Consider the following 21538-nt stretch of genomic DNA (forward strand, 5'->3'; position numbering starts at 1 on the left):
TCTGCTGCAACGAATCCACGCTGATGGCGTGGCCCCTATGGAGCACGGGGTCGCCAAGAACGGGGGAGTTGCTTAAAGCTATTTTTATTGAAGGTTATTCAATGCACTTGTCTCGCCTTTGAAAAAACGTCTACAGGCGGCGGCATCTGTGGAGCGGTACTCTCTTGTTTATTGGCGGCCCCCGGCTAAGGGATTGAATTTTGTGATAGGAACAACCCTTAAATATTCGCTTATCGGCGTCGGCCTGTGGCTCGCGGCGATACTGGGGTTCGCTTTTAATTCAGCCCAAACGACGGAGCGGCGGCTGGCTGATGAGTTGGAAGCGACCGGACGGACCTTGCAACGACTGATCTCGCAGCGCGTGGCACAACACGATGCACACATGACCAGCCTTATTGCGCTCACCAGCGGAGCGGAACCCGCCCCGTTCGGCGCTGTTCGGCACGTAATGGAAACCATCACCCGGTTTTATCCGAGGATCGCTTGGATCGAACTTGTCTCGCTCGAGGATACAGCGACCGAGGACAAGGGCTTGAGTGTACTGCTGGAGGTCCCAGAGGGTAAAAGCGTGGACATCTCTCCTCTGCGCGGCCCGCTTGCCGAGCAGGTACGCGGCAAGATCACTGTCTACGAAAACAGGAACGGACACTATCTGCTAGCGAAACGCGCGCTCGTGCCTTCGAAATCGGTGGTAGTGCTTTCCATTGATGCGCGGCTTCTAATAGAGCCCGAAGAACAGCCTGCCTGGGCCCATGTCCGCCTTATGCTAGGGGGAAAACCCTTGCTCGATCTGCCGGCACGGGATCGCGTCGATACAGGAACTTCGTTTGTTGCGCCGCTGCATTTTGAATCCATTATTGATGGCGAAAAGCAGCAGCTGTCGTTATTGATTGAGCGGCCGGTGCCGCTTGCCATACTTTTTTCAGCAAAGCCCTTTTTGGGCTTTTCCGCCACCACAGGGCTGGCTTTGTTTGCAGCGATGTTTGCATTGCGTCAGCGATCGACAACGCTGGGGCTGCAACGGGCAATGGAAGAGGCCGAAGCACGCGCCGTGTTGCATGAACGAGAGACATTGCTTGCACATGCCTCGCGGGTCAATGCGATGGGCGAGATGGCGTCAGGCATCGCGCACGAGTTGACGCAGCCGCTGACTGCGATTCTCAGTCGCAGCCAGGCGGCGCTTAGGTTGGCAGATGCGGATCTAGCCGATATCAAACGCATTTCTAGCGCGCTGGAAGTCAACGTCCAAGAGGCCAAGCGCGCTGGACAACTCCTGAGGCGGATGCGCGACTATGCCTCAAAGAAGGCACCGCAACCCGTTGAAAACTCGCTAAATGAGATCGTCACCGAGATCGTCGCGCTAACGAGTATAGATTTGAAGCAGCGTGGTATCCGCCTCGCTTGTAGCCTCAGACCGCAGCCGCTGAAAGTCGTCGCTGACGCTATCGAGTTGCAACAGGTGCTGCACAATTTGATACGCAATGCAGCTGATGCACTTGAGGGCACCGACTCGAAAGTGGCAATCATCCGAATAGAGACGCAAGCAGCGGCCAACGAAGCCCGCATCATCGTCAGCGACAATGGGCCGGGCATCGTCCCCGGTGCCCTGCCAAAACTTTTTCACCCCTTTTTCACGACAAAGCCCGAGGGCATGGGACTCGGACTATCGCTATGCGCGACCCTCGTCGAACGTATTGGCGGTAAAATAGCAGCAGAAAACTCCACAAGCGGAGGGGCAAGGTTTACCATTACGTTGCCCTGCGTATCAAAGAGCGAGGTATTGTGAGTAAGTATAAGGTGTACCTGGTCGATGACGATGAATCCGTCAGAGAGGCGATAGCCTTTCTGCTTGGCACCTACGGAGTTGACGTCGAGACCTTCGGTGACCCCAAGACGTTTCTTGCGCATATTCATGAGGAGAAGCCAGGATGCCTGATCGTTGATCTGCGTATGCCGCTGGTTTCTGGGCTGCAACTGCACGCGCAACTGGCTGAACGCGACATTGACTGGCCGACGATCATGATCACCGGCCACGGTGATGTGGTGGCCTGCCGCAGTGCCTTCAAGGCCGGCATCCAGGACTTCCTCGGCAAGCCGGTTGATGGTGAGGTTTTGTTCGGGGCGGTTCAACAGGCCTTTGAAAGCCTGGATGCCCGGCTGGAGCGGCGCGAGGCACGACTGCAATTGGCGCAGTTGACGGACCGCGAACGCGAGGTTCTCGAGATGATCGCCAACGGATGGGCAAGTAAGGAGATTGGAGTGGCACTCGGGATATCGGCGCGTACCGTCGATGCGCATCGGGCAAAGATTGCCGGAAAACTCGGAACCAGTTCCGTGGCCGAGTTCGTGCGATTGACGCTCACCAACAAGGCAACACGTAGGTAATCCTACCTACGCCGAGTGGTGACAGCGCGGATTATGCCAAGGGGGACGCTTTGGTATCACTTCGGCCGTGCAAGCCAAACGCTTCGCCGAACAACGACAGGAACCACGCTGTGATCAAACATTTTTTTATAGTCGCATCCGCCTTCGGTTTTACAATCAGCTCGGTGCAGGCCGAACTCCTTACCGAAAAGAATATCCCTTCCGACCTCGCCGTTCAAATGGCCAGCAATGCAGTCCAAGCTTGCGCCGCAGACAACTATAGTGTGAGCGCAGCCGTCGTCGATCGTGCGGGTGTCCTTCGCGCGCTGGTTCGTGCAGACAATGCTGGTCCGCACACCGTTGACTCTTCGCGCGCCAAGGCCTTCACCTCTGCGTCGTTGCGGATACTAACCTCGAAGCTGGCAGAGAATGCCGCGAACAATCCGGGTTCGGCCCAAGTGGTGAACATTCCCGGCTTTCTGGTGCTTGAAGGTGGTGTACCAATCAAGGCTGGCGATGTGGTGATTGGTGCGATTGGCGTCAGTGGGGCTCCAGGGGCGAACCTTGACGAGGCATGCGCCGTCGCCGCAATCAAAAAGGCTGCCGAAGACCTGAAGTAAGCCCCGTCCGTTCGCGACGTTTACTTCCCTGTGTCACGGCCAATTTTCAGCTAAAACGCGGACGAGGTTCGCGCCCGTTCTTGGGCATTCATTCTCCGCAGTATCGGAAATGGCGTCGCCCGCAGGATGACAAACAAGGTAGGATTGAGCGTCAGTCAGGCAGGATGGACAGGGAGATGGCAGGGGTGGGCGACGGGCGTAGCCAGTCCGGAGTTCCACCTCCACCAAGGCACGATTTTCAGCGTGCCAGCGGTAATACAATCACCCCGGCGCGCCCCAGTTAAACCTCATCAGGTGCCGCGAACTATCACTTTGGGCGTCAAGACAATGTTTTTTTGCGACAGCCTGCGATGATCTATCTCCGCAAGCGCGAGCTCCATCGCTGTCTCGCCAACACGTTGGCTGAGCAGGTCAACGGTACTCAATGTGATGCGGCCGTTGGCCGCAAAGGCGTTGTGGTCGCACCCAATGACGGAGATATCCGTCGGTACACGCAGCCCAGCTTCCAGGAAAGCAAGCAGCATTTCGGCGCCAATCACGTCCGTGGCCGCGATCACGCCATCGACCCGTCCCATCTGTGCCAGGCGTGCAATGTCCTTTGCGTGGGCTGCAGCTGCCTGCCGCGAAAGGCCATTGACGTTGGACCGCATCACGGAGATTGGTCCTGCAGCTTCCACTGCTCCGGAATAACGATCCTCTACAACTGCGCGAACGCCGTCCGGGCCGACAAAATGCAGGCGTTTCTTGCCAGCCGCCAGCAGATGACGTGCTGCCAAGCGTCCTGTCTCCAGATTGTCAATTCTCACGCTTGGACAACCGAGAGCGACACCGTCGTAGTCAATTAGGACAAGGCGCGTGTCTCTTGCGATCGCTTTTTTGATTGAATCATCCGAGTGCGGCATCGGCACGAGGATAACGGCTCCCACCCCTGCGCCGTGAAAATATCGCAGGTGCTTGTCCTGCAACGCCTTGTCGTGATTGCTGCAGGTTATGACCATATGCAATCCTTCACGCAGCGCAATCTCCTGCGCGCTGGTGATCACTTCTGACGAGTAGGAGTGGTCGAAGCCGGAAACGACAATGCCAATACTATCTGCGCGGCCCGCTGCAAGCCGCGCTGCAACACTATTTCTGACGAATTTCAGTTCTTCCATCGCGATTGTAACCGCAATTCTGGTTTCCGGTTTGACCCGATCGGGATGATTGAGGACATTGGAAACTGTAGCGCGCGAGACGCCAGCTATGCGCGCAACCGCCGCCATATTCGCCACTTGCGCTCGTTCCTCGCTCATGAATCTCCTCCCTGTCGGTCACCGCGCGCCCATGGCGTGATGGACGCAACTCATAGGCCCTCGGTTATCACAGGTCAGGACGTTTTACGACATGGTAGCGATATCCCGGAGATGAATGCGCAAACGGTCCTCCTCGATGGTCGGAATGGATAGTCCAATACATCGGCTGAGCTCTTCGAGCGGCCTATCAAGATAAGGAAATGCTGCTATTGCAATCTGCTTGGATGTCCACAGCGGGCGAAACTCCCTGATCGCTACCTCGACCCTGTCCCAGGCCTCCTCGTCATCCATTGCCGCGCGCGTGAGAAGTAGGGAGGGGGCGACGCTGGAGCCACTCGCGAAATCGAGAATTCGCGTCAGCGAATGTGTTCCCGGACGAAGTGCAACGCTTTCTTGTGGCAAATTGACCACTGCGCTGGTTCCTTCTGGAACGGTGATGCGCACGTGTAGCTGGCCGTCCCCATACTGCCATGATGCGCTGATGCTTCCGCACGGACTGTCGAATTGTGCTTCGGCTTGATTGAGACCACTCCAAGTCGGCGGGGTAACGGAAAACGTCTTCCAGCCAACACTTTCGCTGCGTAAACCGGCCAAAGTGCGGTGCATCCAGTCGGCAACCGAACCGAAGGCGTAATGATTGAAGCTTGTCATTTCGCCGGGGTTGATCGTCCCATCGGGGAGCATGCTGTCCCAACGCTCCCACATCGTTGTTGCGCCCATCGTTACCGGATACAGCCATGAGGGACATTGCGTCTGGGTAAGTAGCCGCATTGCTACACGTTCGTTGCCTGTTGCCGTCAGGGCATCGAGAATGACAGGCGTGCCGAGGAACCCCGTCGCAATCGTAAATCCGGTTTTTCTCACGAGATCAGCGAGGCGTTGACCTGCATGTTGCATCTGTTTTCCATGCAGCAAGCCGTAGCTGATCGCGATGGCGTATGCGGCCTGCGTCTCAGAAGTGAGACAGCCTTCGCGAGTGACGAAGGTCGCGTGAAACCTGTCAAATATCCTATCAGACAAGTCACGCAGCCTGCTTTCGTCGGCTGCTCGATCAAGGGCATTCGCACTGTCGGCAACGACCTTCACGGACCTGTAGAAGCAGGCCGTCGCAACAAGGTCCCGGTCGGTCATCGCGGCTGCAGGATCGTCAGGTGGGGCGGTTGGATCCAGCCAGTCACCGTATTGATGTCCGCCTCGCCAGATGAGATCCGTGCCTGTCGCTCTTTCGACGCGCTCGAGCCAGCGCAACATCGTATCAAATTGGGATGCGAGTATTTCCTCGCGACCCGAATGCTCGTAAAGCACCCAGGGAACGATTGTCGCTGCATCGCCCCACCCCGCCGTTGCAACCGACTGACGTCTGTAGATATCCGGGACGATCACCGGTATCGACCCGTCCGGGCATTGCGACAATGTCAAATCCCGCAACCAGGATTCAAGCAGGTTCATGCAGTCGTAGAGATACACGGCAGTGGGCGCAAACACCTGGATGTCGGCAGTCCAACCGAGACGTTCGTCCCGTTGGGGGCAGTCCGTCGGTATCCCAACGAAATTTCCCCTGAGACTCCACACGACATTCTCGTGAAGCTTGTTCAGCAAGGAGTTGGAACAAGAAAACCATCCTGTCCTGTTCATTGCAGATCCAATGACGATGGCTTCAATCCGCGCGATCTCGTCCTCGCGAACACCGTTGATCGACGCATAGCGAAAACCATGAAACGTAAATTCGGGCGCCAGGATACTGTCGCCGGGGCCGGAGAGATAATAGGTGTCGGTCGCCTTGGCATCTCGTAGTGGGCGCAGCGCCAGACGCCCATTCTCAAGCGCCTCGGCATGCCGAACGACAACCTTGCGGCCGCATTCGGGTTTCTTGAGCGATAGTTTTACCCAGCCGACGAGGTTCTGTCCGAAATCGAATAAAAGGGAACCATCATCCTGCAATCCGAGAGCGTTGCCGTGACGCGTCTGGGTGACCGTAATTCCGGGAAAATTTTGACGCTCAAGGATTGTTGTGTCAAACGCGATCTTTTCGACACCAAGAGCCTGCGGCTCATGCCGAAAATCCAATGAACAGCCATCATAAAGGTCATCCGACTGGATGAACGAACTTGACGCAGTCCAACTCTCGTCGCTGGTTACTGTGATAACCTTGCCGCTCTGCAGCGTGATCTTGAGCGACGCCAACAGGCCAAGCCGATCGCCATAAAAATCTCTGCGCGATGGCCGGCCAAGTTTGCCTCGATACCAACCGTTTCCGAGCAGCACATCAATGGTGTTCCGACCAGTATTGATGTATTTCGAAACGTCGTATTGGCTGTACATGAGCCGATATCTATAGTCGGTCCACCCCGGTGCGAGGACGTCATCGCCAACTCGAACACCATTGATTTCGGCCTTGTACAAGCCAAGGGCCGTAATCGACAAAATGGCCGAAGTGATTTCTCCATCGACCAGAAATTGCTTCGAAAGACGAGGCGCGCCGGCCGACAGATCCTTGGCTCGGGAAGGCCCTATAAGATCACATCCTGCGAATGGATCATCATTTCCTACTGAAAGGCTCGTCAAATCGGCGGCGTGATTTTCTGTCTCCTGAGCAGCCCGGTCTGACCGGGTAAACGTATCGGTTCTGGAAAGATTCATGATCGGGCTGCTCTGGTTTTTTGGCGTATGTGCGTTGTGCTAGTTGCAGATTGCGCCGCTAAGCGATTTGCTCGGCATGGGTTTCCGCACTTGCAACCGGCTGACGTGCGGTCGTGCGGATAATGATGTGGCCGACGAAAGCTGAGACTATGGCGAGACCGACAAGCATCCAGAAAAGACCGGAAGGGCTCCAGGCTATGATGGTCGGCGTGACAAGCGCGAAGCCGGCGAATACGAACCGGGCAATGGCGTAAGTGAAACCTTGCACGGTTGCGCGCGCGTTGACCGGAAAGGATTCCTGGCTCCAGACCTTGTAGATCGCCTCACCCGCAAACGGGTTACTGAGATTGTAAAGGACCAGGACGACCAGCATGATCCAGAGTATCTTGCCGCCAGACAAGGCTGCAACCGTCAAACTGACAACCAGCAGGACAGCGCCGAAGTAGAACAGGTGATTTCTCCGCTCGCTGTCCGCCGAGCGGGCGAACAGCGATGCGCAAGCGAGGCCGACCAAGGTTGCTGCAAACGAGAAGCCCGTTGCAGTTGATTGGGTTGCTTCGCCAACCGTCACAAGGAAATAGGTCTTGAATTGACCGAATGTGTTGGCGACAAGGCCATAGAAAATGTAGAAACCGGCAGTCAGAAAAATGCCCTTGACGAAGTGCGGCGCTGTTAAAATCGTCTTCAGCGGGATGGCGATTTCATCTTCATGTACAGTGTTCCTCGCCTTTGTTTCAGCCTCCAGCTGCTGGAACGACTTGCTGAAAAGCCGTACCAGCAATGTTGGGAGCGCGACAATGATGAGATGCGCGAACAGTATTTTTACGCCAGTCATCCCAAGGTTCGCGACGAGGAAGCCCAGAAGGGTGCTCACCACGATGCCTATTGTCCACATGACTTGGGTGAACGCCACAAGCCGGCCTTGGCCATCCTTTGGCGCGCGCTCCGAAATGACCGCGATCGACGTTGGAAGATCGGCGCCAGCAGCAAGTCCTGTTACTATAACGCCCGCTATGAGAGCGTTCTGGCTCGGAGCGAGAATAATGATAACGACGCCTAGTATATAGAGCGCCAGATCGAGGTTGAAGATCAACCGACGACCGAAAACGTCGGCAATCCGACCACCAACCAGCGCCCCCACGGCGATGCTTAATGTAAGAGCTGCGCTAATGAAGCCGACCGCCCACGGATCCATTCCGTAAGCGGTCTTCCAGATCGCGAGACTGATGCCGACTGAAATGATGGCTGACGAATCCAGATATGATGCCATCCCACCGGTAATGGCGAGTTTCCAATAGCGTGCATCCAGTGCCGGCGCACGGTCAAAGTCTTTCATGAGAACCTCCTAGATATTTCCCCCTCCGGGTGGAAATCATACCTAAATGAAAATTAGCGCGCGTCAATCAACATTATTTCAATATTATCGCGCGTCAATAATGGAATTTCTGATCTGCTGTGAGCGCGCCGGTTGGAAACGGCGCTTGAGCTAAATAATGCGACGCAAGTCGTCAGGCCGCCGTCACAGCTTGGCCGATGGACGAGGTTGGCCTCAGTGCTTGGCCGACGCACTGATCACGGCCATCTGGCGCAGAGGCAAGCCGGATACGCTGCATCATTCGGACTAGGGGTAAATGGCTGTTGAGTACGCGAAGTTGGAGCACCGCGTGCGATCAGTAAGACTGTCTGGTGCAGGTAATCGTAAAAAAAAACATATTGAATGTTGAAAAAATTGCACATAAGCTGCCGGTATTGTCTTGCAAGAAAATACATAAGGGGCGCAAGGCGGCAGCGTAATTAATCGACAAAGATTTCTGAGGCCTGGGAGACGTCTGTCTTTCCGACAGGTGTATCTGCGCGCTTAGCACATACAGGGGAGCAAGTCAGTGAGTGTCAATTCCGACATTGTAAAAGGTCCGGCCATCGCAAGAAATGCTCTTGCGATCGAGCACCGCTCAATCGACTACGTGCCACTTTCTGAAAGGCATGGACGCCTTTCCGATCAAGCGACAATATGGTTCGCGGGAAGTGCGCAACTATTAAGTCTCGCCACCGGCGCGATCGGCATCACATTGGGTTTGAACCTTGCATGGACGCTCATCGGCCTGCTGGTGGGGACCGTGCTTGGAACGATTCCTGTGGCCGCCCATGCGAGCCAAGGTCCGCACCTCGGGCTGCCGCAAATGGTGCAGACCCGTCCGCAGTTCGGTCGCTATGGTGCAATTTTCATCTGGCTCGTGGCGGTACTGGTTTACTGGGGCTATGTCGTTCTCAACGTGAACCTGATGGGAGCGACGGCCGAGCAACTCACCTTGGGGAGCGCGAGCATCACCGGCATTGTGCTCGGCGTGATCTCCATCGTGTTCGCAATCTTTGGCTACCACTGCCTCCATATCGGCCAACGATACACGACTGCGGTGCTTCTCGCGGTGCTGGCGGTCTTTACATTCGGAATAGTCTTTGGCGTTGGCTTCCCTCCAGAGCAAGTAGCCCTTACCGAAACATTCCAGTTCACACCGTTCCTGATGGTTGTCTCGGCGTCTCTGGCATACCAGCTTTCCTGGGCGTTTTTCGTGTCGGACTACTCCCGCTATATGCCGCCGAACACCAGCCATCGATCCATCATTCTCTATACGGCGTTCGGCGCCGGTGCTGGTGTTTTCTCCATGGAAGCTGTTGGAGCCGTGGGCGCTGCACTCTTCCCCCAGGATAGCCTTATCATGGCGCTTCAACAGTCTGGAGACGAGATCGTCCACGGCTTCGGCGCTGTTCTCCTCATCGTCGGCGGTATTGCACTGCTGATCTTTAACGGCATGTGCGTGTATGGTGGAGCACTCACTTTGATTACCGCCATGGATAGCGTCGTTGCGACGTCCCCCACTCGAAGCCTGCGTGTCAAGACCATCGCGATCATCGGCATTACTGCCACAATCGTGGGCGTGCTGCTGCCCACCGACTTTATCAACACAACGTTCTACACCATCCTTGCAGTACTGGCCTACCTCATGGCGCCGTGGACGGCCGTCAATCTCGTCGACTACTTCGTGGTTCGCAAAGGCCGTTACTCGGTCTCTGAGATCTTCAATCCCAGAGGAATCTACGGCAACTGGAACTGGCGCGGCATCGCGGCCTATACGCTCGCCTTCATTTCCATGATCCCGTTTATGTACTTGTCGTTTTACCAAGGGCCTGTGGCGATCTATCTAGGCGGCGTCGATTTTGCGTTCTTTGTCGGCATTCCCGTAGGGGCGGTTCTTTACTGGCTGTTCTGCCTGAACCTCGATCTCAAGCAAGAACTTGCGATCATTGATGCAGCGGACAACGACCTTGATGTCTACGCGAAGCCGGTAGTGTAACAGCGTTATTGCTGCAGGTTTCCGTAAAGTCAGAATACCGCGCAGACGGCGCCAAGCCGTTTGCGCGGTATTCTTTCGTTTAGAGCTGGAGAGCGAATGTCAGATCATCGGCGGCGTAACGGCGCAGGCGACGACGGCGACTGTTTTGCCTACGTTCTTAAGGCGATAGGGCTGCGGTCCAAAAATCTGAAAGCCTCCACCGGCTTCGATACGGCGAACGCCTTCTTCCGTTTCAAGCTCGACGGTACCTTCGAGAATACAGGCGGCAGTCTCGCCGTCGTGCTGGATCGCAACCTTTCCGGTATCGGTTCCCGGGGAATAGTGCTCGATAAACATTTGGAGCTTCTTATCGCGACGCTCTCCACCAAGCACACGCATATCGACCTTGCCGCGAGAAACTACCGCTAGATCCTGCGCCTCGTAGATCATTACGTTCTGCTTGGAAACGGGGAGTGCGAAGAAGTCGGCGATGGAAATAGGTATGGCGTTCAAAATGCGATGCAGAGAGCCAAGGGACGGCGCGTGCGAATCCGCTTCGATCAATGAAACAGTCGAGTTTGTCACCCCCGCGCGCTTGGCCAACTGTCTTTGCGAAAGGCCTGCCTGCTCGCGGACGGCTTTGAGTCTGGCGCCTACCGCTAGATCGCTAGCGTCGTTTTTCGTGCGTGGCTTGGCCAGAATCGTCTCGTCGTCGCCGAATTGCTCGTTGTCCTCGGATACCTTCACATCTTTCTCCATATTAACCGATCCCGCAAAACTACATAAGGCGAACTAACCGAACAATAGCAGTGTGTTTAAAAAAATGAACGGGCATCCCGCAGCGTAGCCATTGCACCTCGCGATTTGGAATGTACAGACCCGTAAGGCTCCATAGCGCGCCGTATTCCGGGCCAGCAAAATGCAGTCTCACGCATTCTAATGCGAAAGAGTCTTGTCGGCTGCAACCCCAACTTGGACCTGTATTGGCGATGGATGAGAATATGCTTCGAAGCCATCAAAGTGTTGAAAAAAACATATTGCGTGTATCGAAATATTCAACTACGTTTTGGGCAAGATAAAAGAATACGGGAACATCAAATGAGTGCTTTCGGGTGCAGATCACTCTGTCGGCGGATTGCCTTCCTTGTTTATTGCTCCTCGTCATAACGTGACGACAGCTTGAACCGTCGAAAATGACCGACAGCCGGTGAGCTTTTTAGACCCTAGCATTTTCCAATGCTCTGCGCCTCCCGGCGAAGGCCCGATAGTTCTCAGACCGAGAACTGGTCGCAGAGAGGTGTATTCGTCGACCGCCGATCGGAGGTCGCAAACATCAGTTGAACCCACTGTGTTTCTGAAAGGAACCGTTTCGATGAAAATGAGAAGAAGCGACTTCGTAAAACTGATGACTGCAGCAGCGATCAGTACGGCCTTACCCGGTGTAGCGTTCTCCGAGTCCCCTAAAAAATACGTGTTTGTCACAGGCGGGGATTTCGCCCCCTACGACATGACGAACCCGGACGGCACGTTCTATGGCTTCGAGATCGACCTTCTCAAGGAACTGGCGAAACGCGGCAAGTTCGACTACGAGCTGCGTCAGATGGCTTGGGACGGCATGATGCAGAGCCTCATGGACGGCAAATTCGACGCCATCATCTATAGCGTCACGATAACGGATGAACGTCTCAAGGTCGTGGACTTCTCGCTTCCCTATACCTCGGAAGCGTCGTCATTTGTGGTGGAAAAGGACGGAGGCGTTTCCATTCCGACGAGCGACGCCAAGGTCGACATCGGCGAAGCGGACGGTAAGGCTTTCCTTGAATCGAAGGTCGTTCCGGCGTTTAAAGGTAAAGCCGTTGGAGCGGAGGCAGGAAGTACTCAGTTGAACTTCGTAAAACAGTTCCTGGAGCCGAACGGTGTGGAGATCCGTCAATACGTCGGTCTTCCCCAGGCATACCAGGATTTGGCTAGCGGTCGTTTGGCCGCCGTCGTGGCCGCCGAAACGAGCCTCGCGGACTTCGTCGACAAGAACAAAGATACCGCCGAAGTAGCTGGTCCCGGATACGTGGGCGGCACCCTGGGTTTTGGCCCCGGTATCGTTGTCCGCAAAGGAGACGCGGCGTTGCTCGGCCCGATTAACGAAGGGCTGAAGCAGATGACTGCAGATGGCAGCCTCGCCGAGCTCACAAAGAAGTGGTTCGGTCGCGATCTGTCTCCCAAGCGTTGAGTTCGCCATGATTGAGAAGCTGTCCCTTGTGGGCTTTGGAGCTGGAGGATGGGGCTCGCTCCTCCTTCAGGCCGGGCTAATGACCCTTACGGTCTCGATGGTCGCGTTCTTTGTCGGTCTGTTTGTCGGTACACTTGTCGCCTGGGCAAGAATTTCCGGTTCCGGACTGATCAGGGTATTCGCCTCTGCTTATGTGAGTGTTTTTCGCGGCGTCCCCGACATCCTGGTGATCTACCTCTTCTTCTTCGGCGGGCGGCAATTCGTAGCCGCGATTGGAACGGCGATCGGAATGCAGGGACCGTTCGAGGTGAATGGGTTCGTGGCCGGCGCGTTAGCGGTGGGCCTGATTTCTGCGGCCAGTCAGTCGGAAGTCTTGCGCGGCGCCTATCAGGCCGTTCCGAAGGGAACCATCGAAGCCGGCTCTGTCGTTGGGATGACACGATTGACGTTGTTTCGAAGGGTGATCATGCCTCAGGCTCTCGTCACGGCAATTCCCGGCCTGGGCAATCAATGGCAGGGTGTCGTCAAGGACTCAGCGGTAGTCTCCGTTACGGGTCTGGTGGAAATCATGCGCCAGGTGGCCGTCGCCTCCGGCTCCACGCGCGAGTACCTGCTTTTCGCAGTAGCCGGCGCCGTGCTCTATCTTGTCATCACCACACTGTCGGATCAGATCACGCGGGTCGCGGAGCGGTCGGTCAGACACGGTGAAAAAAGGAGGGTGACGTAATGAATATCACTTTCCTATCGGACATGTTCTACAAGCTCCTGTCCGGTGTCCCGCTGACCCTCAATCTTACGATCGTTTCCTTGATCGGCGGCGGCATTCTGGCTTTGCTGCTCAATGCTATGAGATCAACGCTGGTGGGCAACGCCGTTGCCTCGGCCTACGTCTTTCTGTTTCGTGGCACGCCGCTTCTGATCCAGATATTCGTCATCTATTATGGACTCAGTGCGATCCCCTTTATTCGGCACAGCTTCCTCTGGACTTTTCTAAGGGAGCCGTATTGGTGCGGCCTGCTGGCGTTGATACTTAACGATGCGGCATACACCTCCGAAATTCTGCGCGGAGCGTTCCGAGCCGTTCCTCTCGGATCATACGAGGCAGCCAAGGTCGTCGGCATGACGCCATGGGGTACCTTCCGACGGATCAGCTTCCCCATCGCCTTGAGGCAGGCGATGCCTGCCTATTCGAATGAAGTCGTGGCGATGTTGAAGGGCACGGCTTTGGTTTCGACGATCACATTGATGGAAGTCACCGGAATTGCGAGCGCCGCCGTCAGAGAGACCTGGCGTGCTATCGAAATATTCCTATGCGCGGCCGTCATCTACCTTACGCTTTCCCTGCTTGTGACCTGGCTTTTTGCCTATGTCGAAGGCCGTCTTTCCCCCTGGCTGTTCCGAGAGGCACGATGAACAATACAAATGCGAAACCTGCGATCGTGATCAAAGCGCTGCGCAAATCCTTTGGATCGGTCGAAGTTCTGCGGGGCATTGATCTGACTGCCAGGGACGGTGATGTCATCTCGCTAATCGGATCGAGCGGATCGGGAAAAAGTACGCTCCTGCGGTGCATCCCGATGCTGGAAACGCCGAACGCGGGGGAGGTGACCGTCGGTGACGACCATATCGTGCACGGCGGCCGCAAGGTCTCAAAATCGGACAATGCTACCGCTCGCAGGATCCGTCGTAATCTGGGCTTCGTGTTCCAGAGCTTCAATCTTTGGCCGCACCGGACCGTCATTCAGAATGTCACCGAGGCGCCTGTTCATGTTCAGGGCCGCAGCCACCGCGAGGCGATGGAAGAAGCGTTGGTGTTGCTTGAAAAGGTAGGTCTGGCGCACAAGCGAGACGCGTGGCCCACGCACCTTTCAGGTGGTCAGCAACAACGTGTGGCAATAGCGCGTGCGCTAGCTCAGCGGCCGAAGGCTATCCTCTTCGACGAGCCGACATCGGCGCTTGATCCAGAATTGGTGGGCGACGTCCTAAAGGTAATCCGCAGCCTGGCGGAAGAAGGCCGAACGATGATCATCGTCACCCACGAAATGGGCTTTGCACGCGAGGTATCGTCACGGGTGGTCTTCCTGCATCAGGGACAGATCGAAGAAGACGGCACGCCGGAAAAGGTCTTTTCGAATCCGGACTCCAGCCGATGCAAGGAATTTATCGGCAGCCACTTTGATAGAAATAGATAGTATTGGGATCAATATGTCTCCACTTGAAAATGGTTACCCCTATTCCTCGATTCGTCGTGCCGCAGGCCTGCTATTCCTATCGGGTGAAGTGGCTTTGGATGACAATGGCAATGTCCCAGAAGGGGTCGCCGCCCAAACGCGACTTGTTATGGAGCGTATCGAGCGGGCGTTGAAATGCGAGGGAGTGAGCCTTGCACATATCGTTTCGGCCACGGTACATCTGACGAACGCGGCTGATTTCGAGGCTTTCAATGAGGAATATGCACGTATTTTGAAGGCGCCGTTCCCGGCCCGCACGACGGTGTGCGCGAGTTTGGTAGACGACGTGTTGATCGAGGTCTCCGTAATCGCCGTTGAAGCGCTTCAGGCGTAAGCGTTTGTAAAACGTCGCCTAGCGCATAGGCGCGGACAAAATAACGTGACGAGGACTGCGACAGCCGTGTTGCAGGCACTGCTCGCAATACCAGGAATAGGAATAGCAGATTGCGTGATTCATTGGACTTTCAGAACTTTTCGGAAGCGCGCGCGATCGCAAAGCGTCGTCTCCCAAAAGGGATCTTCGAGTACATCGACCGGGGTACGGAAGACGAGCATGCCCTGACCTCCAACAGGATCGGCTTTGATCGCGTCAAGATCATGCCTTCTGTTTTGAAGGGTGACACTGCCCCGCGCTCGACGTCAGTCACGCTTTTTGGCGTAAACTACGTTTCACCGATCGTGGTTACGCCAACGGCGTTCGCGGGACTTGTCCGTTATCGTGGGGAGATTGAACTTGCGCAGGCTGCGGCCAAATTCGGAATACCCTATTGCGCCGCGACCGAAGCTATCTCGTCCGTCGAAGAAATAGCCGATGCAAGCACCGCTCCTGTCTGGTTCCAGCTATACCTATGGGACAAGGAAGAGCTCTCCTACGAGCTTCTGGACAGGGCTTGGTCGAAGGGTGCGCGCACTCTCGTCCTTACGGTGGACACTGCGGTCATGCCGAAGCGCGAGTTCAATCACAGAAATGGTTTCGATATTCCGTTTCGCTTTTCGACCAAGAATGTTCTGGACGTAGCACTGCATCCTGGTTGGGCTCTTGGTGTGCTCGGTCGGTATTTCGCAACAACCGGATTGCCAAACTTTGCGAATTACCCGCCGCAATATAGAAAGAACCTTCTGAAGCGAGGCGGAGGGCCTTCGCTCAACTTGATGCCCCACCTCAACTGGAACCACGTGCGCCGGGTCCGCGAGCACTGGAAGGGCAATCTCGTCGTCAAGGGAATACTGCGCACCGAGGATGCACTAACGGCAAAGGATATCGGTGCGGAAGGGATAGTAGTCTCAAACCACGGCGGACGGATGTTGGACAGCGCCATTTCGCCGATCGAAGTCCTTCGGGAAATTGCTGACAGCGTCGGGAACGACGTGACAGTCCTGGCGGACAGTTCGGTGCAACGTGGCAGCGACGTTTTCAAGCTTATCGCTTCCGGGGCACATGCGGTTCTGGTTGGCCGCAGCATGCTGTACGGCACCGCCGCGGCCGGCAGCGAAGGCGCTATGCAGATGATGAGAATACTGACTGACGAGATCGGCCTCACGATGGACCTCAGTGGTTGCCAAACGCTGTCCGATATCGAAGAGAAAATGCTCCATCGCGGCTATTGAGCTTCAACGGAATAGACGCCGCGCCGACTGCGGTGTCGGAGAGGCTGGTCTCCTTCCGGCACGGCCGCCGATCCGTTCCGGTCAAGACCTCAACCAAACGAAACACGAGGGACTATTCTCATGTCCAGCGACCACTTGAATCTCCAACTTTTGAACGATCTCGGTCCACGTATCTCGGAGCTTGTTTCCGATATTGAATCCCGGCTGATCGAAATACGGCGCGACCTTCATGCACATCCTGAACTGGGTTTCGAGACGACGCGAACTGCGCAAATAGTGGCGGACGAATTAACCGCAATGGGACTTGAAGTGAAAACCGGAGTGGGGCGTAGCGGAGTGGTCGCAGAGATCGCCGGCCAATACCCGGGGCCGTGTGTTATCATTAGGGCGGACATGGATGCGTTGCCGATCGAAGAGGCGACCGGCCTACCGTTCGCATCGACAGTGAAAGGCAGCATGCACGCCTGCGGCCATGATCTGCATACCGCTTCCTTGCTAGGAGCGGCCAACGCCCTTTCGGTACTCAAGCCGCGCCTGCATGGCAACGTTCGGCTGGTGTTTCAGCCCGCGGAGGAGATTGCCGACAGTGGCGCGGCCGCGATGATCCGAGACGGCGCAGCAGAAGGTGGCGACTTTGCCATCGGGTTCCACAATATGCCACACCTTCCGGCCGGGCAGGTGCAACTCACGCTCGGCGCCAGTACTGCGTCAAGCGACGAGTTTAAGGTCGTCGTGCGCGGTGTTTCGGGACACGCCGCGCGACCGCATCTGGCAGAGGACCCGATCGTGGCCGCTGCGTACATGATCGCGCAACTCCAGACTGTCGTTTCGCGCCAGGTGGACCCAGCGAACTCTGCAGTGCTGACCGTCGGCCTCATCCACGGGGGGAGAACGCAGAACATCATCCCGGACGCCTGCATCTTCGAAGGAACAGTGCGATGCAGAAGCCCCCAGACGAGAGATATCGCCGAAGAGTCGTTCCGGAGGATTTGCAACGGCGCCGCGCAGGCGTCGAATGTCACAGTGGATATCGACTATGTCCGCGGTGTGCCGGGCGTGATGAACGACGAGGCTCTCGTGACTCGTGCGACCGAGGCTTTTACGCAGCAATTCGGCGAGGCGCCTCTCGTAGAGGTAAGCCAGGATTTCGGCGGCGAGGACTTTGCCTACTTCTCGGAGCGCATGCCCGCGCTCCATATCAACATCGGGTCGAGCCAATCTGGTCGCGCAGATCGCTTGCATAACTCGGACTATCAACCGGACGAGGATTGTATCGCGAAGAGCGCTGTGGCGCTCACCCGTATGGCCGTCGAGTTGCTATCCTGAGAAAATACGCGAGCGGTGGTTTTAGACCCGCGCGCATATGTGACATCAAAGTTTTCGAAGAAAGTTCAGCAACCATCTCTCATTGAGCGATGGTTGCTTGTTTCCGCGCGCCTGCGCTCAAGCTTGTTGAAGAAATCTCGTGCGATCTGTCGCCAAGTCAAATGGCGTACGAAAGCCCGTTGACGAGTTGCAGAAACTATGGAAGGTTTGTCGTCAACGGCGTATAATTGCCGAATGGGAACACGGCTCGAACTTTTTATACGAGCCCACAAAAGCAGCGGATGATCGCGGCCTGTCCAAAGTGGCAGCCGCATGATTAATCATGCATGCTCCGGGAGTTTGAAATGTCGGTTCAAGGGTTTCAGCCGGGATTTGTACGTTTCGAAGGCGTCAGCAAGAGCTACGACGGCGTAAGCTTGATCGTGGAAGATCTGGACCTTTCGATTGCGAAGGGCGAGTTCCTCACGATGCTCGGGCCCTCGGGTTCCGGGAAGACCACGTCACTGATGATGCTGGCAGGTTTCGAACAGGCGACGTCCGGGGAAATCTATCTCGACGATGTTCCGCTCTCTCTTACACCGGCACATCGTCGGGGAATCGGTATGGTTTTCCAGAACTATGCGCTCTTCCCGCATATGACCGTCGCAGAAAATCTCGCATTCCCGCTCGAAGTTCGAAAGATGACGAAGGCCGACACCCAGAGGCTGGTGCTGCGCGCGCTGGAGACGGTTCAACTGTCTCACCTTAGAGATCGAAAGCCGGCCCAGTTATCCGGAGGGCAACAACAGCGTGTGGCGCTTGCACGCGCACTGATATTCGAACCGACCATCGTTCTCATGGACGAGCCTCTCGGGGCTCTCGACAAGCAGTTGCGGGAGCATATGCAGCGGGAGATACGGGCGCTTCATCGCTCGCTTGGGATCACAATGGTGTACGTGACCCACGATCAAAGCGAAGCTCTCACGATGTCCGATCGTGTCGCCGTCTTCGGATCGGGCAAGATACAGCAGTTGGCGTCGCCGGAGCAGCTTTATGAAACACCTAGCAACGCTTTCGTGGCCTCGTTCATTGGCGAGAACAACACGATCGCAGGTGAACTCGTCGAGTGGGGCGCACAGCTTTCGAATGTCAAATTGCGCAATGGCGCGGTGGTCACGGTGCGCACCGGCGATCTCATATCGTCCGACCGGAATGCGATCATTTCCGTGCGCCCCGAGAGAGTTGTCGTTCGGCCGGCCGTTAACGACGACACCATCGTACTCCAGGCCGAGTGCACAGATCTGATCTACCATGGCGATCACATAAGGGTCTGCTTCGACGACAAGGCCCTTGGCGCCGTCGTTGCGAAAATCCCAAACGCTCGAGCCTATGAGTTACCGGCGGTTGGTGACGTCGTACCCATCGGCTGGAATAGGCGCGATGCCATCGGATTGAAACAGGGTTTATAACAAAGGGGATCAGCATGTTCAGAAAATTCGTTTTTTCGACATCCATGGTTGTCGGACTTATGGCGTTCGGCGCGCAAGCGGCCGACCTCACAGTCGTATCTTGGGGCGGCGCATATCAGGATGCTCAGCGGAAGGTCTTCTTCGGGCCCTTCAAGAAGGCTACGGGCACGGACCTTGCAGAAGAATCCTGGGACGGCGGGATTGGCGTACTTCGTTCCCGCGCATCGTCAGCCGATCCGGGCTGGGATGTAATCCAGGTCGAGACGAGCGATATTCTTCTGGGGTGCGAAGAAGGACTCTTCGAGTCGATCGACTGGCAGAAGCTCGGTGGAAAGGATGTCTACATTCCCGGCGCCGCCGAGGAATGCGGGGTCGGAGCAATCCTGTATAACGAAGGCATTGCGTATGACCGCGACAAATTGAAGACCGTTCCGACGGGCTGGACTGACTTCTTCGACGTTGCAAAGTTCCCAGGCAAACGGGCCCTTCGCCTCGCGCCGAACGTAGCGTTGCCCGGAGCTCTCCTCGCAGATGGAGTGAAGCCTGAGGACGTCTACAAGGTGCTCTCGACGAAAGAGGGCGTCGATCGGGCGTTCGCCAAGCTAGACGCGATAAAGAACGACCTTGTTTTCTGGAAGGCTGGCGCGCAACCCGCACAGCTTCTCGCCTCAGGTGAGGTAGTCATGACAACGGCTTACAACGGTCGTATCGATGCCGCCAATCGCACGGACAAGCGGAATTTTGCCTTTGTCTGGAACGGAAGCATGCAGACCTTCGACTACTGGGTGATGCTCAAGGGTTCCCCCCGTAGGGACAAAGGCTATGAATTTCTGAACTACATCAACCAGCCGGAAAACCAGGCAAAGCTGCCGGACGAAATCGCTTACGGCGTCGTGCGTAAGGAGGCGAGCGCATCTATCAAGCCCGAACGTCTGGTTGACATCCCTTCAAATCCGAAAAATCTTGAAGTTTCGATCCCGCCAAACAGCGAATTTTGGTTGGAAAACAACGACAGACTGACCGAACGACTACAGGCTTGGTCAGCGAAATGACGTTCTAAATTCGTTTCGTGCGGTACCCTCCCAGGGCCGCCCGGCCGCGTCGATCTTCGACGCGGCCGGGTAAAAGGGACGTCAATCGTTACCAGCTGGATAAGCCCCTTGAAGAAAATCGACGCAAAAAGAGACGGTGAAGGTCATCGCGGGCCGAGGCGGAAGAGTCTCGCCGGTATTTTGCTTGTCCTGCCGCTGCTGCTTTTCCTTCTGATTATTTTCATCGTCCCACTCGGAAAAATCCTGTCGCTCAGCGTCAAGGACGATGATTTAGCACCAATCTGGCCGCTCGTATCGAGCGAATTGCGCGATTGGGATCGGACGCAGCCATCAGAGGAAATGTTTTCAGCCCTGGCGCAGGACATGAAAACGTCGCAGCAGGCCCGCACGACCTCCCTGGTTGCGCGTCGCGTCAATTATGCGCTGCCGAACGGACGAACGCTGATAAACTCGACGGCTCGTAAAATTGCATCAGTTGACGGCGTCCCGCCAAATGGCTGGAGAGAAACATTCCTGCAAGCCGATCGGGCTTGGGGCGACCTTGAGACGTGGCAGGCGCTTTATCAGGCATCCGGTCCCGCGTCGGGCTTTTACGTACTCGCCGCATTCGACCGCGCAATGAACGCAACCGGTCAAATCGTGCACGCGCCAGAGGAGAACAGCGTCTACCTGGCCATACTGAAGCGGACGTTCGGCATAGCCGCACTTGTCACGGTCATAAGCCTCCTTCTTGCCTTCCCCGTCGCCTATTTTCTTGCGAACGGTCCGAAGGCTTGGCGGAGCATCGTCATGGGCCTTGTTCTGCTACCTCTGTGGACATCGCTGCTCGTTCGAACCGCCGCCTGGGTCGTGCTGTTGCAGGATCAGGGCCTTTTGAATCAGGTGCTCCAGTGGCTCCACCTGACGTCTCAGCCTTTGGAATTGATCTTTAACAGACCAGGAGTGATCATCGCCATGGTGCACGTGTCGTTGCCCTACATGGTCCTTCCGCTTTACGCGACGATGGCCACGATCAAGCCAGATTACATGCGTGCTGGTGAGTCACTTGGCGCGACGCCGCTTCTGGCGTTTCGACGAATCTATCTGCCGCTGACAGCGCCTGGCGTAGCAGCTGGCTGCTTGTTGGTGTTCATCATGTCACTCGGCTATTACATCACGCCGGCGCTGGTAGGGGGGGCGAGCGACCAGATGGTTTCATATTTCATCGCCTACTACACCTCAGAAGCCGTGAATTGGGGCCTCGCAGGCGCGCTCGCACTCGTTCTCATAGTGGTGACGTCCATTCTCTATCTGGTCTATTCCAAGATCGCCGGCACGAAGGGATCGAGCTTTGCCTAGGCTTTCACCCACACGCAGACAGACAGCCGGTTGGACCCTGCTGCTATATGTCTGCACCAT

General features: G+C 56.1%; 18 protein-coding genes. 14 read left to right on the forward strand and 4 right to left on the reverse strand.

What is annotated here, in order from left to right:
• Positions 1-202 precede the first annotated feature (202 nt).
• From O8B93_RS25140 to O8B93_RS25150, 3 genes are all read left to right on the forward strand, one after another.
• Complete coding sequence (locus O8B93_RS25140; protein ID WP_269712583.1) at positions 203-1786, forward strand: sensor histidine kinase; 1584 nt, start codon at positions 203-205, stop codon at positions 1784-1786.
• Positions 1787-1797: 11 nt separating this feature from the next.
• Positions 1798-2385 carry a response regulator transcription factor gene (locus O8B93_RS25145; protein ID WP_269712542.1) on the forward strand — a complete coding sequence of 196 codons (588 nt, stop codon included), beginning with the start codon at positions 1798-1800 and terminating at the stop codon, positions 2383-2385.
• Between the two features lie 110 nt (positions 2386-2495).
• The gene (locus O8B93_RS25150; protein ID WP_269712544.1) at positions 2496-2984 is read left to right on the forward strand and encodes a GlcG/HbpS family heme-binding protein; all 489 of its coding nucleotides are present in this window, start codon (positions 2496-2498) and stop codon (positions 2982-2984) included.
• Positions 2985-3274: 290 nt separating this feature from the next.
• Here the strand turns inward: O8B93_RS25150 and O8B93_RS25155 are convergent, their stop codons facing one another.
• The 3 genes from O8B93_RS25155 to O8B93_RS25165 all read right to left on the reverse strand — a co-directional run bounded on the left by O8B93_RS25155 (position 3275) and on the right by O8B93_RS25165 (position 8252).
• Positions 3275-4276 carry a LacI family DNA-binding transcriptional regulator gene (locus O8B93_RS25155; protein ID WP_269712545.1) on the reverse strand — a complete coding sequence of 334 codons (1002 nt, stop codon included), beginning with the start codon at positions 4274-4276 and terminating at the stop codon, positions 3275-3277.
• A gap of 84 nt (positions 4277-4360) precedes the next feature.
• Positions 4361-6916, reverse strand: coding sequence for an alpha-L-rhamnosidase (locus tag O8B93_RS25160; protein ID WP_269712547.1), 2556 nt, complete (start codon positions 6914-6916; stop codon positions 4361-4363).
• A gap of 58 nt (positions 6917-6974) precedes the next feature.
• Positions 6975-8252 carry an MFS transporter gene (locus tag O8B93_RS25165; protein WP_269712549.1) on the reverse strand — a complete coding sequence of 426 codons (1278 nt, stop codon included), beginning with the start codon at positions 8250-8252 and terminating at the stop codon, positions 6975-6977.
• Between the two features lie 547 nt (positions 8253-8799).
• On the opposite strand from O8B93_RS25165, the gene O8B93_RS25170 reads away from it, so the two are divergent.
• Positions 8800-10269 (forward strand): purine-cytosine permease family protein, encoded by a 1470-nt coding sequence (locus tag O8B93_RS25170; RefSeq protein WP_269712550.1) that lies wholly within the window; start codon positions 8800-8802, stop codon positions 10267-10269.
• A 99-nt stretch (positions 10270-10368) separates the two neighbouring features.
• Here O8B93_RS25170 and O8B93_RS25175 read toward each other — a convergent pair whose 3' ends face one another.
• On the reverse strand, positions 10369-11007 hold the full coding sequence (locus O8B93_RS25175) for a helix-turn-helix domain-containing protein (protein ID WP_269712552.1): 639 nt from the start codon (positions 11005-11007) through the stop codon (positions 10369-10371).
• 613 nt (positions 11008-11620) lie between these two features.
• Between O8B93_RS25175 and O8B93_RS25180 the strand changes: the two genes are divergently transcribed.
• The 10 genes from O8B93_RS25180 (at position 11621) to O8B93_RS25225 (ending at position 21478) form a co-directional block, all read left to right on the forward strand.
• Entirely contained in the window at positions 11621-12475 is an 855-nt protein-coding gene (locus tag O8B93_RS25180; RefSeq protein WP_269712554.1) for an ABC transporter substrate-binding protein, read from the forward strand.
• A gap of 7 nt (positions 12476-12482) precedes the next feature.
• Positions 12483-13202 carry an ABC transporter permease gene (locus O8B93_RS25185; RefSeq protein ID WP_405049093.1) on the forward strand — a complete coding sequence of 240 codons (720 nt, stop codon included), beginning with the start codon at positions 12483-12485 and terminating at the stop codon, positions 13200-13202.
• Positions 13202-13888, forward strand: coding sequence for an ABC transporter permease (locus O8B93_RS25190; RefSeq protein WP_269712555.1), 687 nt, complete (start codon positions 13202-13204; stop codon positions 13886-13888). The genes O8B93_RS25185 and O8B93_RS25190 overlap by 1 nt, the downstream gene beginning before the upstream one ends.
• The gene (locus tag O8B93_RS25195) at positions 13885-14667 is read left to right on the forward strand and encodes an ABC transporter ATP-binding protein (RefSeq protein WP_269712557.1); all 783 of its coding nucleotides are present in this window, start codon (positions 13885-13887) and stop codon (positions 14665-14667) included. The genes O8B93_RS25190 and O8B93_RS25195 overlap by 4 nt, the downstream gene beginning before the upstream one ends.
• A gap of 13 nt (positions 14668-14680) precedes the next feature.
• Positions 14681-15040, forward strand: a complete 360-nt coding sequence (locus tag O8B93_RS25200; RefSeq protein WP_269712559.1) for a RidA family protein — start codon at positions 14681-14683, stop codon at positions 15038-15040.
• A 110-nt stretch (positions 15041-15150) separates the two neighbouring features.
• On the forward strand, positions 15151-16314 hold the full coding sequence (locus O8B93_RS25205) for an alpha-hydroxy acid oxidase (RefSeq protein WP_269712561.1): 1164 nt from the start codon (positions 15151-15153) through the stop codon (positions 16312-16314).
• A gap of 120 nt (positions 16315-16434) precedes the next feature.
• On the forward strand, positions 16435-17640 hold the full coding sequence (locus O8B93_RS25210) for a M20 metallopeptidase family protein (RefSeq protein WP_269712562.1): 1206 nt from the start codon (positions 16435-16437) through the stop codon (positions 17638-17640).
• A 344-nt stretch (positions 17641-17984) separates the two neighbouring features.
• The gene (locus O8B93_RS25215) at positions 17985-19088 is read left to right on the forward strand and encodes an ABC transporter ATP-binding protein (protein WP_269712564.1); all 1104 of its coding nucleotides are present in this window, start codon (positions 17985-17987) and stop codon (positions 19086-19088) included.
• 14 nt (positions 19089-19102) lie between these two features.
• The gene (locus O8B93_RS25220) at positions 19103-20140 is read left to right on the forward strand and encodes an ABC transporter substrate-binding protein (protein WP_269712566.1); all 1038 of its coding nucleotides are present in this window, start codon (positions 19103-19105) and stop codon (positions 20138-20140) included.
• Positions 20141-20248: 108 nt separating this feature from the next.
• Complete coding sequence (locus O8B93_RS25225; protein WP_269712567.1) at positions 20249-21478, forward strand: ABC transporter permease; 1230 nt, start codon at positions 20249-20251, stop codon at positions 21476-21478.
• Positions 21479-21538 lie beyond the last annotated feature (60 nt).

Origin of the sequence: Martinezella rhizogenes, assembly GCF_027460065.1 — a bacterium.
GTDB lineage: Bacteria > Pseudomonadota > Alphaproteobacteria > Rhizobiales > Rhizobiaceae > Agrobacterium > Agrobacterium rhizogenes_C.

Bases quoted from the DNA above. Each gene is read 5' to 3' on its own strand.
- O8B93_RS25155 (WP_269712545.1), bottom strand. From the start codon at position 4,276: ATGAGCGAGGAACGAGCGCAAGTGGCGAATATGGCGGCGGTTGCGCGC.
- O8B93_RS25160 (WP_269712547.1), bottom strand. From the start codon at position 6,916: ATGAATCTTTCCAGAACCGATACGTTTACCCGGTCAGACCGGGCTGCT.
- O8B93_RS25165 (WP_269712549.1), bottom strand. From the start codon at position 8,252: ATGAAAGACTTTGACCGTGCGCCGGCACTGGATGCACGCTATTGGAAA.
- O8B93_RS25175 (WP_269712552.1), bottom strand. From the start codon at position 11,007: ATGGAGAAAGATGTGAAGGTATCCGAGGACAACGAGCAATTCGGCGAC.
- O8B93_RS25180 (WP_269712554.1), top strand. From the start codon at position 11,621: ATGAAAATGAGAAGAAGCGACTTCGTAAAACTGATGACTGCAGCAGCG.
- O8B93_RS25185 (WP_405049093.1), top strand. From the start codon at position 12,483: ATGATTGAGAAGCTGTCCCTTGTGGGCTTTGGAGCTGGAGGATGGGGC.
- O8B93_RS25190 (WP_269712555.1), top strand. From the start codon at position 13,202: ATGAATATCACTTTCCTATCGGACATGTTCTACAAGCTCCTGTCCGGT.
- O8B93_RS25195 (WP_269712557.1), top strand. From the start codon at position 13,885: ATGAACAATACAAATGCGAAACCTGCGATCGTGATCAAAGCGCTGCGC.
- O8B93_RS25200 (WP_269712559.1), top strand. From the start codon at position 14,681: ATGTCTCCACTTGAAAATGGTTACCCCTATTCCTCGATTCGTCGTGCC.
- O8B93_RS25210 (WP_269712562.1), top strand. From the start codon at position 16,435: ATGTCCAGCGACCACTTGAATCTCCAACTTTTGAACGATCTCGGTCCA.
- O8B93_RS25215 (WP_269712564.1), top strand. From the start codon at position 17,985: ATGTCGGTTCAAGGGTTTCAGCCGGGATTTGTACGTTTCGAAGGCGTC.
- O8B93_RS25220 (WP_269712566.1), top strand. From the start codon at position 19,103: ATGTTCAGAAAATTCGTTTTTTCGACATCCATGGTTGTCGGACTTATG.